Source organism: Arthrobacter sp. K41 (genome assembly GCF_059089645.1).
The window spans coordinates 106,841-120,514 of sequence record NZ_JBNHEW010000006.1; the positions used below are offsets into that span (position 1 = coordinate 106,841).

Here is a 13,674-nt window from a genome sequence, read left to right on the forward strand (position 1 = left end):
CGCCCCGATTCCCCAAATGAAAACCAGCATGCGATCATTGATAGGATGACTTCCCCCACTCCTTCCTCCCAGACTCCCGTCCGCCCCCGCGCAGGGGAGGGCGAGGCTGCTGACAGCACCCGCCCGCAGGTCCGTCCCACTGCCGAGGGCTGGGAGCAGGCACGCACTGCCGAGGGCCGGCCGCTCCTCCAGTTCGCCTCCCCGCGCGTGAAGCAGCCGCCGGTGCACCTGGCGGACCTGACCCTGGCCGAGCGCGCCGCGAAGCTGAAGGAGCTTGGCGTGCCCGCCTTCCGGGCTAAGCAGCTTTCCACGCACTACTTCCAGCACTGGACCACGGACCCGGACGCCATGAGTGACCTGCCCAAGGCCGGACGTGAGGAACTCGTCGCCGAAATGTTCCCGCCGCTGCTCACTGAGGTACGCCGCCTGCGGACCGATAAGGGGGACACCATCAAGTTCCTCTGGCGTCTGTTTGACGGTGCGCTCGTGGAGTCCGTGCTGATGCGCTACCCCGGCCGCATCACCCTCTGCGTTTCCTCCCAGGCCGGCTGCGGAATGAACTGCCCCTTCTGCGCCACCGGCCAGGCCGGCCTGACCCGCAACATGTCTACCGCCGAGATTGTTGACCAGGTAGTCGCTGCCAACCGCGCCATCGCCGCCGGCGAGCTGGGCGAGAACGAGCACGACGGCGAGCGGGTCACCAACATCGTGTTCATGGGCATGGGCGAACCGCTGGCCAACTACAAGCGCGTGATGGCTGCCCTCCACCGCTTCGTGGACCCTTCACCCGAGGGCCTGGGCATGTCTGCCCGGAACATCACTGTCTCCACGGTGGGCCTCGTCCCGGCCATCCGCAAGCTCGCTGACGAAGACCTGCCTGTCACCTTTGCGCTGTCCCTGCACGCTCCGGACGACGAACTCCGTGACGAGCTGATCCCGGTGAACAACCGCTGGAAGGTGGACGAGGCGCTGGACGCGGCCTACAACTACTACCGCAAGACCGGCCGCCGGGTCAGCATCGAGTATGCGCTGATCAAGGACATGAACGACCATCCCTGGCGTGCGGACCTGCTGGCCAAGAAGCTTAACCAGCGCGGCCGCGGCTGGGTGCACGTGAACCCGATCCCGCTCAACCCGACCCCCGGCTCCATCTGGACCGCTTCTGACAAGCCGGTGGCGCAGGAGTTCATCGAGCGGCTCCGCGCCGCAGGCGTGCCCTGCACCCTCCGGGATACCCGCGGCAAAGAGATCGACGGCGCCTGCGGCCAGCTCGCCGCCGCCGACTAGAACCGCGGGCCCAGCCGCGGCCCAAACTTCCGGACCAGATTCACGGCCCGGGAGTACCTGTCAGCGGACCGCCGCGTACCAGATCAGCAGCATCGTGACGAAAAACCCGGTCCCGTAGTTCAGCCACAGGAACCGCTCCCAGCCCCGGTGTGCAAGTTCAGCTTTGTCGTCGTCAAGGGAAGCGAACGGCAGGATGCTGATCACGTACGGCAGCACCAGGACCGCTGCCAGCGGTCCCGGCCATGGGGTGAACAGCATCAGTGCGCCGCCGGCCAGGTAAGCGGCGATGGCGAACCGAACCGTGGCGCGGGCGCCGGTGACGGTGGCGATCGACGCTATGCCGCCGGCGCGGTCGGCGCCGATGTCCTGCACAGCACCGAACGCCTGGCTCGCCATGCCCCAAAGGAAAAAGGCAGCCAGCAGCGCCCACAACGCCCCTGTGAACTCTGCCTGTGCCAGCACCAGACCGTAAACCGCTGGGCTCACAAAGTGCGTGCTGGACGTGACCGAATCAAAAAACGGGCGCTCCTTGAAGCGCAGCCCGGGCGCACTGTATGCAACCACTGCAAAAATACTGACGGCCAGCACCAGCCACGAGGCCGGCCCGCCGAGCAGCACGAGCGCCGCGAGGAACGGCAGGTTGGTGGCAATCGCGGCGCGGAGGGTGATGGTGTGCATGGTCCGGTCCAGCACAGCGCCTTCCACACCTCCCTTGCGCGGGTTCCGGAGGTCCGATTCGTAGTCGAAGACGTCGTTGATCCCGTACATCGCCAGGTTGTAGGGGATCAGGAAGTACAGTGTTCCGATCACCCAAGCAAGGTCGATCTGCCCAGAGGTCAACAGGTAGGCCGCTCCGAATGGAAAGGCCGTGTTCACCCAGGACAGCGGGCGGGAGGAGACCAGCAGCGTGCGCAGGGTCTTCATGCCCGCCGCCGCTCTGCGCCCTGGCCCAGGAGAATCCATAGAGAGGGCAACAAAAGCACCGCGGCCACCGGGTAGGCGAAGTCTTCCAGCGGTGCCAGGCCCACGGAGACACCCGAAGTATGGTCGGGGGAGTAGGTGAAGAGCCCGGCGGCGATCATCAGGTTGTCGAACACGGCCGTCAGGACCAGCACGACGGCGGTGGTGCAGCCTGCTGCCCCGAGTGCCATGCGGCGGCCCCGGCCCCGCAGTCCCACGGTCACCGCTGCAATGCCCACAACAAAAGCCACGATAAGGAACACCGAGTTCAGCGCCCAGTAGGTCATGAGCGTTCCCTCACCCTTTCGGTTGGACGCGACCGGGCCTGGAGGCCCCGCTGGAACAGCAGGAAGAGGTTCATCACGAGGTAGGTGAGGAAGACCAGGAAGATGGGTTCCTCCAGGGGCAGCTCCGGGCCGAGTTCGATCCCGATCGTCTCGTTGTGTCCGCGGAAGAAAATACCAAGCCCGATTCCCGCCAGGTCCCACGCCAAAAAGAACACCAGCCCGGCTATGAGCACGGCAGCTGCCCGGCGGGCATCACGCCAGAAGAACAACCGCAGGCGCTGGTCAAGAAGCACCATGCAGCCCAGCGACACGAGCAGGAACAGTAAGTAGGCGGCAGGCATCACGCGTCCGTGTTCTCCCGCACCCTGCCCGGGCGCAGCGGCACCGGCAGGGGACCTGTGCTCAGGTCACGGCGCAGCCGCTTGATGACCAGTTCGGCGCTGATCAGGCACATGGGAATGCCAATCCCCGGAATGGTGGAACCGCCCGCGTAGTACAGCCCCTGGACCTTGCGGCTTACGTTGCCGGCGCGGAAAAAAGCGCTTTGCTGCAGCGTGTGCGCCGGTCCCAGCGAGGTGCCCTTCCATGAGTGGTAGTCGCGCCGGAAGTCCTCGGGGCCGTAGCTGCGCCGCAACACGATCCGCTGCGCGAGGTCCGGTATTCCGGCCCAGTCGCTGAGCTGCTGGATCACAGCGTCCGCCACGCGTTCGAGCCGGTCATCACCGCTGCCGCCGAGGCCGGGGTCTGCGGGGATGGGAACCAGGACGAAGACGTTCTCGTGTCCATCCGGGGCAACGGCGGGATCGGTGGCGCTGGGCTTGCACACGTACAGGGACGCGGGCGCGGGGACAAAGGTGTCCTTGCCGAAAATCGCCCGGAAGTTCTCCTCCCAGTCCTTGGTGAAGAGCAGGGTGTGGTGCTGCAGTTGGGGCAGTTCACCGCGGACGCCCAGGTAAAGGAGGAGGGCGCTGGGCCCGGCGGTGGACCGTGACCAGTACCGCTCGGGGTAGGTCTGCAGGTTCCGGGGGAGGAGCTCGGTTTCGGTGTGGTGCAGGTCCGCAGCGGATACGACGACGTCCGCTGCCAGAGTCTGTTCGGTCCCGTCACCGGCCTGGTAGCGCACGCCCCGCACCGCCGCTGGGCGTCTCCGGGAGGTTGTGGGAGTGGTGTCGATCCCGAGCACTTCAGCGCCCGTCACAATGGTGACACCGGTGCTCCTGGCCAGCCGCTCCAAAGCGTCCACAAGCTGGGCGAACCCGCCCATGGGGTAGAGCACGCCGTCGTCGAGATCCAAATGGCTCATCAGGTGGTACATGCTCGGCGCGGTGAACGGCGAAGTTCCGAGGAACACTGCCGGATACTCGAGGATCTGTTGCAAACGGGGATCCGACACGTAGCGCCGGGCGTAGCTGTGCAGCGGTTCCAGCAGCAGGCGGGCAAGGCGCGGCAGGCGGCCCAGCACGTCCGGCGTCAGCAAGGAGGCATAGGACTCGAACGTGGAGTAGAGGAACCGGCGGGTTGCCATGGCGTAGGTATCGGCCGCGGAATCGAGGTACCGCTCCAGCCGGACGCCGGCACCGGGTTCCAGCCGCTCGAAGAGTTCCACCACCCGGCCCCGCCCGGCCGGCACGTCTACGGGATCGCTGAACCCTTCAGAGACCAGCCGGTATGCCGGATCCAGTTTTACCAGGTCCAACTGCTCAGCGGCAGAGGTTCCCAGCAGCCGGAAGTAGTGGTCGATCACGTCGGGCATGAGATACCAGGAAGGACCGGCGTCGAACCGGAAGCCGTCCTCGCTCCAGGAATATGCGCGGCCGCCTACAACGTCCTGCTTCTCGAGCACGGTGACGTGGTAGCCCTCTGCGGCCAGCAGCGCGGCGGTGGCCAGGCCGCTGATGCCGCCGCCGATGACGACGACGGCAGTTCCGGCGGGAGTGCTTGCCTTCACTGTGCCCCTACCCGGCTGGTGTCCGGGGAGGCCGGTTCCAGTCCACGCCTGCCGGTGAGGACGGCGACGGCGATCCGCGCCTTCACGGTATTCGGGACGCTGACCCGGGCGCGGATCAGCTCCGGCGCGGGCGTCGCCCGGATCCGCTCGGCAAGTTCTGCAAAGAGTTCCTGTGCAAGGGCCACCGCACGCCGGCTGGACGGCGGCAGTCCCCGCAGCACGGCACGGGATTCCTGCAGATCACGGTCGATGTCAGCCAGGAGCTGCTTCTTGTGCGCCTCGTCAAAGTTGGCGGGGGAGACGCCGGGAAAGTAGCTGCGGCCCAATGACGTGAAGTCCTCGGCGAGGTCCCGGAGGAAGTTGACTTTCTGAAAGGCGGCGCCAAGGTGCCGGGCACCGCGCTCCAGCCGCTCCCTTTCCCCGGCACTCACGGCTTGCCCGTGCAGGAAGCACTTCAGGCACATCAGGCCCACCACTTCAGCGGACCCGTAAACGTACTCGGCGAAAGACTCCGGTGTGTGCTCCACCTGGTCAAGGTCGGCGCGCATGGAGGAAAAGAAGGGGCGGGTGAGGTCCGTGCCGATGCCCGTGCGGCGCGCGGTGTTTGCGAAGGCGTGGACCACCAGGTTGGCGCTGTACCCCAGGGCCAGGGCGCGTTCAGTTTCCCGCTCGAATTCATCGAGCTGCCGCCGGGTCTCGGCAGGTTCCAGGCCTGCGGCGGAGGTGACGCCGTCGACAATTTCATCTGCGACCCGCACCAGCGCATACACAGACTCCACCTGGCGGCGCACGCTGTCGCCGAACAGGCGGGAAGCCAGCCCGAAGGACGTGGAGTAGGAGCGCAACACCACAGCGGAGGCCCTCATGGCAGTACTCGTGTACTCTGCCAGCGCGTCGCGGTCCTGGCTCATGCGGCAATCCGTTCAGTGACAGCCCCGGTGATGGGTGACAGGCCGTCCCGGATGGCCTGCGGCACACACGGTTGGTCAAGTGCCTGTTCCGCCCGGTCAGTAAGACCGGCGGCGAGCTGCATGGTCCGGTCACGGGCACCGGAGTCGATCAGCAGTCCTCGGACCTCCGCCGCGCCCGGGGCGGTGAGGTCCGGGGCGGACAGCAGCTCCGCGATCCGGGGCCACTGGGGCTGCGCCGCCGCATAGGAGATCACCGCGGTGCGCTTTCCCTCCCGCAGGTCGCTCCACCCCACTTTGCCGGTCCGCGATTCGTCCCCGAAGACTCCAATCAGGTCATCGGCCACCTGATACGCGGTGCCGATGCAGCGGCCAAACTCGCCCAGCGCGCCCAGCAGTCCGTCTTCAGCGCCGGCAAGGACTGCTCCGGCCAGGAGCGGAGCCTCAAACGAGTAGACGGCCGTCTTCAGCCGCGCCATATCCAGCACGTCATCAACGGGCTGGGGGTTGGGGTCCAACGGAGCAAGCACATCAAGCAATTCGCCGCCGGCGGAGGCGAAGATGGCCTCGTCGAGAAGGTCAGCCAGCTGCTGCCGGGTGGCGGGGTCCGCGTCCACTTCCCCCAGGAGCCGGTAGGCGTTGGACAGGGCAAGGTCACCGGCAATTACTCCGACTGACAGGCCCGTATGTTCTGCCCGGGATGGGCCGGTTCCCCTTGCTGCGGCGAGGTTGCGGTAGGTGCCTGAGACGTTGGGCACCCCGCGGCGGGCGAAGTCACGGTCCACTACGTCGTCATGCACAATCAGTGCGGTGTGCAACAGTTCGAAGGACGCGGCGACGGTTGCCGCCGTCGCCATATCGCGGCCACCGAGCAGGCTGTAGACGGTCATGACCAGGCGGGGCCGGAAACGCTTCCCGCCCACCGTGCAGGCTTCGAGGTGCTCCCACATGGCGAGGTAGTCCGGGTGCATTGCTTCGGCGCGGGACTTGGACCGGGCGAAAAAGGACGTGAGGACGTCGTCCACCAGCCGGCTGTCGAAGAAACTAGACAGCGTGGTCTCCTTGTCCATAGGTAAAGTAAACACGCGAGGACCTTTGGAGGGAAATGAACCACACGCCGGAGCTGGTTGTCCTGGCTGCCGATGACGGCACACCCGTCGGAACCCAGGCCAAGGAAACAGTGCACTCCACCTCCACACCACTGCACCTGGCCTTTTCGGCGCATGTGTTCGACGACGACGGCCGCATCCTCATCACCCGGCGCGCCCTGTCCAAGCGCACGTGGCCCGGCGTCTGGACCAACTCGTTCTGCGGACACCCCGGCCCGGGGGAAACTACCGAAGACGCAGTGGCGCGGCGGGCCGGGTATGAGCTGGGGCTTCGCCTGGAGTCCCTGGAGCTCCGGTTGCCGGACTTCCGGTACAGGGCCGTGGACGCCTCAGGAGTAGTCGAAAACGAAATCTGCCCCGTCTACACGGCCCGAGCCGCGTCCCCCCTGAACCCTCGGGATGACGAGGTCATGGAGTGGCAGTGGGCCGATCCGCTGCAGGTCACCGCTGCTGTCGCTGCGGCGCCGTGGGCCTTTAGCCCGTGGCTGACCCTCCAACTGCCGCTGCTCTATCCCGCGAGGTTCAGCTCAACTACGCGGTGATCACCGCTGCAGTGGTGTCCGACGACGGCGCTCGCGGCGGGCGCCGAGCGTTACCTTCCAACGTTCCCACGGCGGTGCCACGCGCCAGTGCAGGGCGAGTGTGTGGAACGCACGCCGGAAGCGGCGGCGCCCGGCAGCGCCCCCGGCCAGGGAGCGCGCCGAAATGCCCACCCGGAGCCGGCGGTCGTAGGCCGTGGGTTGGGTGGGGCCGAGCGCAAAGCCGAGGTCGACGTCGTCGTGCACGCCCACATCGTCACGGTGGATCCGGCCGCGGACAGCCTCCCAATCCTCGCGCCGGAAGGCGCAGTTCGATCCGAAGGGCGGCCAATGGGCCATCGCGAAGCCCATGAGAACGAAGTACGCCTGCATGTAAGCGAGTGCGGCGAGCCTGGAACGGATGGGGCCGGCGTCGTAGAAGTCGCCGGGCCCCGTGAGGACCGCCAGCTCTGGCTCACGGGTGAAGCGGGCAGCAATGCGTTCCAGCCAGCCAGGCGGCGGAATGGTGTCTGCGTCGCAGCGGACAATCACGTCACCAAGGGCGGCGTCGTAACCGGCAGAAGCAGCGGCGGCGATGCCGGGCGCTGCTTCGTGAAGTACCCGGGCACCGTACCTGGTGGCTACTTTCGCGCTGTCGTCGGCGGAATTGTTGTCCACAACGATGACTTCCAGCGGGGCCACCGTCTGGGCTTCCAGGGCTTGCAGGCAGCGCGACAGGAAGATGGAGTCGTCTTTGCACGGGATCACCACTGACAGGGACAGCATGTCCTGATCCTAGCCGCGGGCATGCGGCCGATGCCCCTGCGGGGAGCGCCCGGACCGGCCGCAGTTGCAGCCGGACCGGACGCTTCGTTGGTAACCCGGGGGTTAGCGCAGGTCGAAGCGGTCAGCCTCCATGACCTTCACCCAGGCGGCCACGAAGTCGTTGACGAACTTCTCGCGGCCGTCATTGCTTGCGTAGACCTCGGCCAATGCCCGGAGCTGGGAGTTGGAGCCGAAGACCAGGTCCACCGGGGTGGCAGTCCACTTCAGCTCGCCGGTGGCCACGTCCGTGATCTCGTAGACGTTCTCCTCCGCCTCCGACACCTTCCACTTGGTGCCGGGGGAGAGCAGGTTGACGAAGAAGTCGTTCGTCAGTACTCCCTGCTTGTCGGTGAGGACGCCGTGGGCCGAGCCGCCCACGTTGGTTCCGAGCGCACGCATGCCGCCGACGAGTGCCGTCATTTCGGGTGCGGAGAGGTCCAGCAGGTACGCCTTGTCCAGCAGGAGGGTCTCCGGCGGGAGCTTCCCGCCGGGGCGCACGTAGTTGCGGAACCCGTCTGCCCGCGGCTGCAGGTACTGGAACTGGTCGACGTCGGTCTGTTCCTGGGCGGCATCGGTGCGTCCCGGGCGGAACGGCACGGTGACGGGGAACCCGGCGTCGGCCGCGGCCTTCTCCACAGCGGCGCAGCCGCCGAGGACGATCAGGTCGGCAAGAGAAACCTTCTTGCCGTTGGCCTGAGCTGAGTTGAACTGCTGCTGCACGCGCTCAATTGCCTGCAACGCCGTCGAAAGCTGCTCAGGTTCGTTAATTTCCCAGCCGCGCTGTGGTTCCAGCCGGATCCGTGCCCCGTTTGCGCCGCCGCGCCTGTCGGTCTTGCGGTAGGTGGACGCGGAGGCCCATGCGGTGGTCGCGAGCTGGGAGACGGACAGTCCCGAGTCCAAAAGCGATGCCTTGAGCGAGGCGATGTCCTGCTCGTTGATCAGCTCGTGGTCCACAGCCGGAACGGGATCCTGCCAGAGCTGCGCTTCCGGGACCCATGGCCCCAGCATGTGCGGGCCCACCGGTCCCATGTCACGGTGCAGGAGCTTGTACCAGGCCTTCGCGAAGGCCAGCTGGAACTCATCGGGGTTCGCCAGGAAGCGCCGCCCGATTGCCTCGTAGGCGGGGTCGACGCGCAGTGACAGGTCCGTGGTCAGCATCGTGGGACGGTGCTTCTTGTTGGGGTCGTGCGCGTCCGGGATGATGGCCGGGGCGTCCTTGGCAACCCACTGGTGGGCGCCGCCGGGGCTCTTGACCAGCTCCCACTCGTACTCGAACAGGATCTCCAGGAAGCGGTTGCTCCACTCGGTGGGCTTGTCCGTCCAGGTGACCTCGAGGCCGGAGGTGATGGTGTCGCCGCCCTTGCCACTGCCGTAGGTGCTGAGCCAGCCAAGGCCCTGCGCCTCAAGGTCCGCGCCCTCCGGCTCGGGGCCCACGTGCGCATCCGCGGGGCCCGCACCATGGGTCTTGCCGAAGGTGTGGCCGCCCGCGATCAACGCGAAGGTCTCTTCGTCGTTCATCGCCATCCGCTTGAAGGTCTCACGGATGAAGGCTGCCGCCAGTTTGGGATCCGGGTTGCCCATCGGCCCCTCGGGGTTGACGTAGATCAGGCCCATCTCCGTGGAGCCGACCTCCTCCGACATCTGGCCCTCGCCGATGTAGCGTTCGTCGCCCAGCCAGGTGTCCTCCGGTCCCCAAAAGATCTCTTCGGGCTCCCACACGTCTTCGCGGCCGAAGGCGAAGCCGAACGTCTTGAAGCCCATGGACTCAAGGGCTACGTTGCCGGCGAGGACCAGCAGGTCTGCCCAGGAAAGCTGCTGGCCGTACTTCTGCTTCACGGGCCACAGCAGGCGCCGGGCCTTGTCCAGGTTGGCGTTGTCCGGCCAGCTGTTCAGCGGCGCGAACCGCTGGCTGCCGTCGCCTGCGCCGCCGCGGCCGTCATAGACGCGGTAGGTGCCGGCGGCGTGCCAGCTCAAGCGGATCATCAGGCCGCCGTAGTGGCCAAAGTCCGCGGGCCACCAGTCCTGGGAGGTGGTCAGGACTTCAGTGATGTCCCGCTTCAGTGCCTCGACGTCGAGCTTCTGAAATTCCTCGCGGTAGCTGAAGCCCGGGTCAAGCGGGTTGCCCTTGGGGTTGTTGGCGTGGAGCACCGAGAGATCCAGCTGGTTGGGCCACCAGTCGGCGACGGTCCGCGGCCGGTGCCCCTTGGGCTGGGGCGAGTCGATCGCCGGGTTCTCGCTCTCGCTGCCGTGCGAGGTCACGCTGCCATGGGCAACGGGGCATCCGCCCTCAACCTTGCTGTCCAGGCCTTGGGCGCTTCCAGGGGTGGGAACCGGGGGGTGTTCCTGGGGATCGGTCATATGCTTCCTTCCATGTGGCCGAGGCCGGGAGCGGACTCGGCGGCCGGTTCAACCTTCCCATTTGAACATGGACAGGAAGGCCGGGGAGAACCCCTGTCCGCGATGAGAGAAACGGGCCCTGTTTCTTCTGCGGCTCCGAGCCGGCGCGTCGACGCCGGCAGGCGCCTGGAGGCTAAAGAGTATGGCCCGAAAGCCAGCGGAGCGCCTCTGTTTCGTCAGTGAAAAACCGTGTCGGAGTTGTCGACCGCCGGGCGAAACCGGCGATTACCGTGCCCATGGGATGGTCGCCAACGAGTGCAACGGTCGAGAACCCGCTGTAGGCATTCATCCCGGCCCGGGCTTCGGGGGCGAGGCCGGTGACGCCGGTGATGTCGACGAGGAGCGGCAGGGGCTGGTTGCTGCTAAGTCCGGCAAGCGCATTGGCAGCTTGGACGGCGATCTCGTAGGTGACGAAAGTCCGTGGAGCCCATCGCAGCTGCAGCGTGCCGTTATCCTTCGAAGCCGTAAACCATTCCTGGTGTTGCACAGTGTTGTTCCTTGCGGTGTTCTAAATCGTGACGGGTTATGAAGATCAAGGACAGGCTCCGGGCTCCCAGCAGGAAGTCCGGTGGCGGACTTGCGTCCACCACCGGACCTTTATCCTGTGCAGGGCTGCTTGCACTTATGCCGGCAGTCCTGATGCCTGTCGGTTATTGTTCCTGCTGCAGGCTAGGCTGAGCGGCGCTTCATAAGAAGCAGCAGGCCGGCAATCAGAAGGACCAGGGCGAACGGGAGCAGTGAAGCGTCGGCACCCGTGTTGGCCAGGGCGCTGGAGCCCTGCGTCTGTGCATTGCCTGCTGAAGCAGCATTGACGGCGTTGCCGGCCGCGAGGCCTCCAGCGCTGATTGAACCAGCGCTGGTCTTAGCCTCAGAGTTGGTGGTGCCGGAGACCAGGGTAACGACGCTGATGCCGGCTCCCGGGGCAACTGTTGCGGTGCCGCCAGTGCCCGTTCCGGGAGCTACGCCAGTGCCCGTGCCGCCCGTGCCCGGGTCCACAGTTCCGGTGCCGCCAGTTCCGCCGCCGGGAACTTCTGTCCCGTTGCCGGAACCACCAATACCAACTCCCAGATCAACGTCCACATTCACGTCTCCGGTGTTCCCCGGGACAGTGGTGCCGGTGCCGTTGCTGCCGCCCAGGCCGAGGCCGAGGTTGATGTCAGCGAGGACGTCGGTGTTGGGGACGGTGGTGCCGTTGGTGCCGCCGAGTCCGAGGTCGAGGTTGATGTCAGCGAGGACGTCGGTGTTGGGGACGGTGGTGCCGGTGCCGTTGGTGCCGCCGAGTCCGAGGTCGAGGTCGATGTCTGCCAGGACGTCGGTGTTGGGGATGGTGGTGCCGGTGCCGTTGGTGCCGCCCAGGCCGAGGTTAACGTCGGCAAGAACGGCTGCGTCAACGAGGCTGCCGGTGTTGCCTGTGCCCGTGACATCGCCTAAATTGACCGCTGCGTCTACGTCTGCGACGGCGGTGGCATCGGGGAGCGCAGTGCCGGTGCCGTTGGTGCCGCCGAGGTTGAGGTCGACATCGGCGAGTACGGCAGCGTCGGCGAGGGTCCCATTGGTGCCCGTCACGTTTCCAAGACCGAGGTTAACGTCGGCAAGAACGGCTGCGTCGAGGCTGCCGGTGTTGCCTGTGCCCGTGACATCGCCGAGATTGACCGCTGCGTCTGCGAGGACTGTGCCATCGGGGAGCGCAGTGCCGGTGCCGTTGGTGCCGCCGAGGTTGAGGTCGACATCGGCGAGTACGCCAGCGTCTGTGTGGGTCCCATTGGTTCCCGTCAGACTTCCGAGGTTGACGTCGGCAAGAACGGCTGCGTCAACGAGGCTGCCGGCGTTTCCGGTATTTGTCACGCTGCCGAGATTGAGGGCGACGTCGGCGGCTACCGCTGCATCAGCAATGCTGCCGTTGGTGGCGCCAGTTTCGGTGATGCCGCCCAGGCCCAAGTTCACGTCCGCGGCAACTGCGAGGCCGGCCTGAGGGGTTTCGGGTGCGGTGGTGGCGTCTGCAGCGTTGGCTGCGGTGCAGCTCAGGGCAAGCAGCCCGCCGGCAAAGAGGGTGCCGATCAGCCCCCTGCGAAGGTTGGTACTCATGATTCGTTTCTCCTGAAGTAGTTGAGGTCGGGCGCTGGATCAGCAACCCGTTAGCCGTGTTCTGCCACACGTGCGGCAGTGGGCACTCAACTAATCAGGAGAGGAACCGGGGTCGAAAAACACCGGTGAAGGAGCGTGCTTGGCGTATTCGCCCAGCAGGCTGTTGCCCGCCAGGGGGAGCTGAAGAATGAAGGCGTCCAGCCAGGCTGCCGGACCGGAACCTGTTCCCGATGCCGTGCTGCTGCCGCCGCCTGAGGCAGGGGGAGCAGGAGCATGGGCAGGGTAAGGCGACCCGCCGGAGGGAACCGTCTGCACGCCCACCACTGCTATCGGGTTTACGCCGGAAGTGGGATAGGACGCGAAGTATGCAGGTTCGGACGTCGCCGGAGCGGCGGTGTATTCCGGGTCTTCGGCGGTCACAGGACCAGCGGAGCTTGGGATCGATTCTGGTACCGCAGTGCCGTCACTGATGCCAGTATTTTCGGCAGTCGGTTCCGCATCCGGTGCGGCCGGAAGTTGCGGGAGCTCCGGGAGGTCGCCAGGCAGGGGTGAGATACCGCCAACCAGATCGGTAATGGGTTGAACCACAGGTTCCGGAACGGGAACAGCTTCGGTCAGCGGTGATACCACCGCGCCAATGGCCCCGGCTGCCACGTTATCGGCGACAGCCGTTACAGGTGCCGTAACGGCAGAGACAGTATTTGCCGGCACAACATGGTTGACCACGGGTACCGAAGTAATGAGGCTGTCGACGGCGCCGGCCACTGGTGCCGCTGCGGGCTGCAGCAGTCCGTTCGGAACGGATGCGGGCGTACGGCCCGTTTCGACGCTTGGCGACAGGGCGGGCAGCACTTCGCCAACGGATGCCACCGAGGATGTGACACTGCCAAGCAGCGACGAAGGCTCAGGAAGCGTGTCAGCGCTGGCAGCAGTGGACGACACTGTGAGCCACGTAAGGGCGGCTGCCCCTGCCAAGAGGGTCGGCCGAAGGGTACGCCACAGAGAACTGGTTCCAGTCACGTGCACCACCCCCCGGTAATGTCTGCTTCAGACGACCGTCCCAGAATATGACGACGGCACAAAGAAAGTCTACTTATTGTCTCGCCAATGTAAAGTACGAAGCACCTTTTTACGGAATTGTCATATTTTGCTGACACTCGTTGGGGGAGTTGGCCGGAAATATCCTTTCCGATGACGAAAATAGCCTGATGCGACTGAACGCGAAGCGGTACTTGTGCTTGCCCCGTCGTCACCTCATCCCAGGCCGGGAAAGTGGGGACCACTGTGTACCTCGCAGGGCAGGGCGGCTTCTATGCCGCTGAGCTCGTGGCGTGACGCCATCCGTACTTG

At 66.0% G+C, this 13,674-nt stretch carries 13 protein-coding genes; 2 read left to right on the plus strand and 11 right to left on the minus strand.

The window, feature by feature from the left end; genetic code table 11:
* Positions 1–45 precede the first annotated feature (45 nt).
* Entirely contained in the window at positions 46–1,287 is a 1,242-nt protein-coding gene (gene rlmN / locus AC5RTE_RS14760) for a dual-specificity RNA methyltransferase RlmN (RefSeq protein ID WP_494042125.1), read from the plus strand.
* A gap of 60 nt (positions 1,288–1,347) precedes the next feature.
* Here rlmN and AC5RTE_RS14765 read toward each other — a convergent pair whose 3' ends face one another.
* The 6 genes from AC5RTE_RS14765 to AC5RTE_RS14790 are packed head-to-tail and all read right to left on the minus strand — an operon-like array spanning position 1,348 to position 6,460.
* Positions 1,348–2,211, minus strand: coding sequence for a prenyltransferase (locus AC5RTE_RS14765; RefSeq protein WP_494042126.1), 864 nt, complete (start codon positions 2,209–2,211; stop codon positions 1,348–1,350).
* Positions 2,208–2,534, minus strand: a complete 327-nt coding sequence (locus AC5RTE_RS14770; protein ID WP_494042127.1) for a lycopene cyclase domain-containing protein — start codon at positions 2,532–2,534, stop codon at positions 2,208–2,210. Before AC5RTE_RS14770 ends, AC5RTE_RS14765 begins: the two co-directional genes overlap by 4 nt.
* Complete coding sequence (locus tag AC5RTE_RS14775) at positions 2,531–2,875, minus strand: lycopene cyclase domain-containing protein (RefSeq protein ID WP_494042128.1); 345 nt, start codon at positions 2,873–2,875, stop codon at positions 2,531–2,533. The genes AC5RTE_RS14770 and AC5RTE_RS14775 overlap by 4 nt, the downstream gene beginning before the upstream one ends.
* On the minus strand, positions 2,875–4,482 hold the full coding sequence (gene crtI, locus AC5RTE_RS14780) for a phytoene desaturase family protein (RefSeq protein ID WP_494042129.1): 1,608 nt from the start codon (positions 4,480–4,482) through the stop codon (positions 2,875–2,877). Before crtI ends, AC5RTE_RS14775 begins: the two co-directional genes overlap by 1 nt.
* Positions 4,479–5,393, minus strand: coding sequence for a phytoene/squalene synthase family protein (locus tag AC5RTE_RS14785; protein ID WP_494042130.1), 915 nt, complete (start codon positions 5,391–5,393; stop codon positions 4,479–4,481). The genes crtI and AC5RTE_RS14785 overlap by 4 nt, the downstream gene beginning before the upstream one ends.
* Positions 5,390–6,460 carry a polyprenyl synthetase family protein gene (locus AC5RTE_RS14790; RefSeq protein ID WP_494042131.1) on the minus strand — a complete coding sequence of 357 codons (1,071 nt, stop codon included), beginning with the start codon at positions 6,458–6,460 and terminating at the stop codon, positions 5,390–5,392. Before AC5RTE_RS14790 ends, AC5RTE_RS14785 begins: the two co-directional genes overlap by 4 nt.
* Before the next feature lie 35 nt (positions 6,461–6,495).
* On the opposite strand from AC5RTE_RS14790, the gene idi reads away from it, so the two are divergent.
* The gene (gene idi / locus AC5RTE_RS14795; RefSeq protein WP_494042132.1) at positions 6,496–7,041 is read left to right on the plus strand and encodes an isopentenyl-diphosphate Delta-isomerase; all 546 of its coding nucleotides are present in this window, start codon (positions 6,496–6,498) and stop codon (positions 7,039–7,041) included.
* Here idi and AC5RTE_RS14800 read toward each other — a convergent pair whose 3' ends face one another.
* The 5 genes from AC5RTE_RS14800 to AC5RTE_RS14820 form a co-directional block, all read right to left on the minus strand.
* Positions 7,042–7,803 (minus strand): glycosyltransferase family 2 protein, encoded by a 762-nt coding sequence (locus tag AC5RTE_RS14800; RefSeq protein ID WP_494042133.1) that lies wholly within the window; start codon positions 7,801–7,803, stop codon positions 7,042–7,044.
* A gap of 102 nt (positions 7,804–7,905) precedes the next feature.
* Positions 7,906–10,200, minus strand: coding sequence for a catalase/peroxidase HPI (katG, locus tag AC5RTE_RS14805; RefSeq protein ID WP_494042134.1), 2,295 nt, complete (start codon positions 10,198–10,200; stop codon positions 7,906–7,908).
* A gap of 172 nt (positions 10,201–10,372) precedes the next feature.
* Positions 10,373–10,726, minus strand: a complete 354-nt coding sequence (locus AC5RTE_RS14810; protein WP_494042135.1) for a SpoIIAA family protein — start codon at positions 10,724–10,726, stop codon at positions 10,373–10,375.
* 182 nt (positions 10,727–10,908) lie between these two features.
* A complete protein-coding gene (locus AC5RTE_RS14815) occupies positions 10,909–12,324 on the minus strand; it encodes a hypothetical protein (RefSeq protein ID WP_494042136.1) in 1,416 nt (471 codons plus the stop codon).
* Positions 12,325–12,414: 90 nt separating this feature from the next.
* Entirely contained in the window at positions 12,415–13,266 is an 852-nt protein-coding gene (locus tag AC5RTE_RS14820) for a hypothetical protein (RefSeq protein WP_494042137.1), read from the minus strand.
* Between the last annotated feature and the right edge of the window lie 408 nt (positions 13,267–13,674).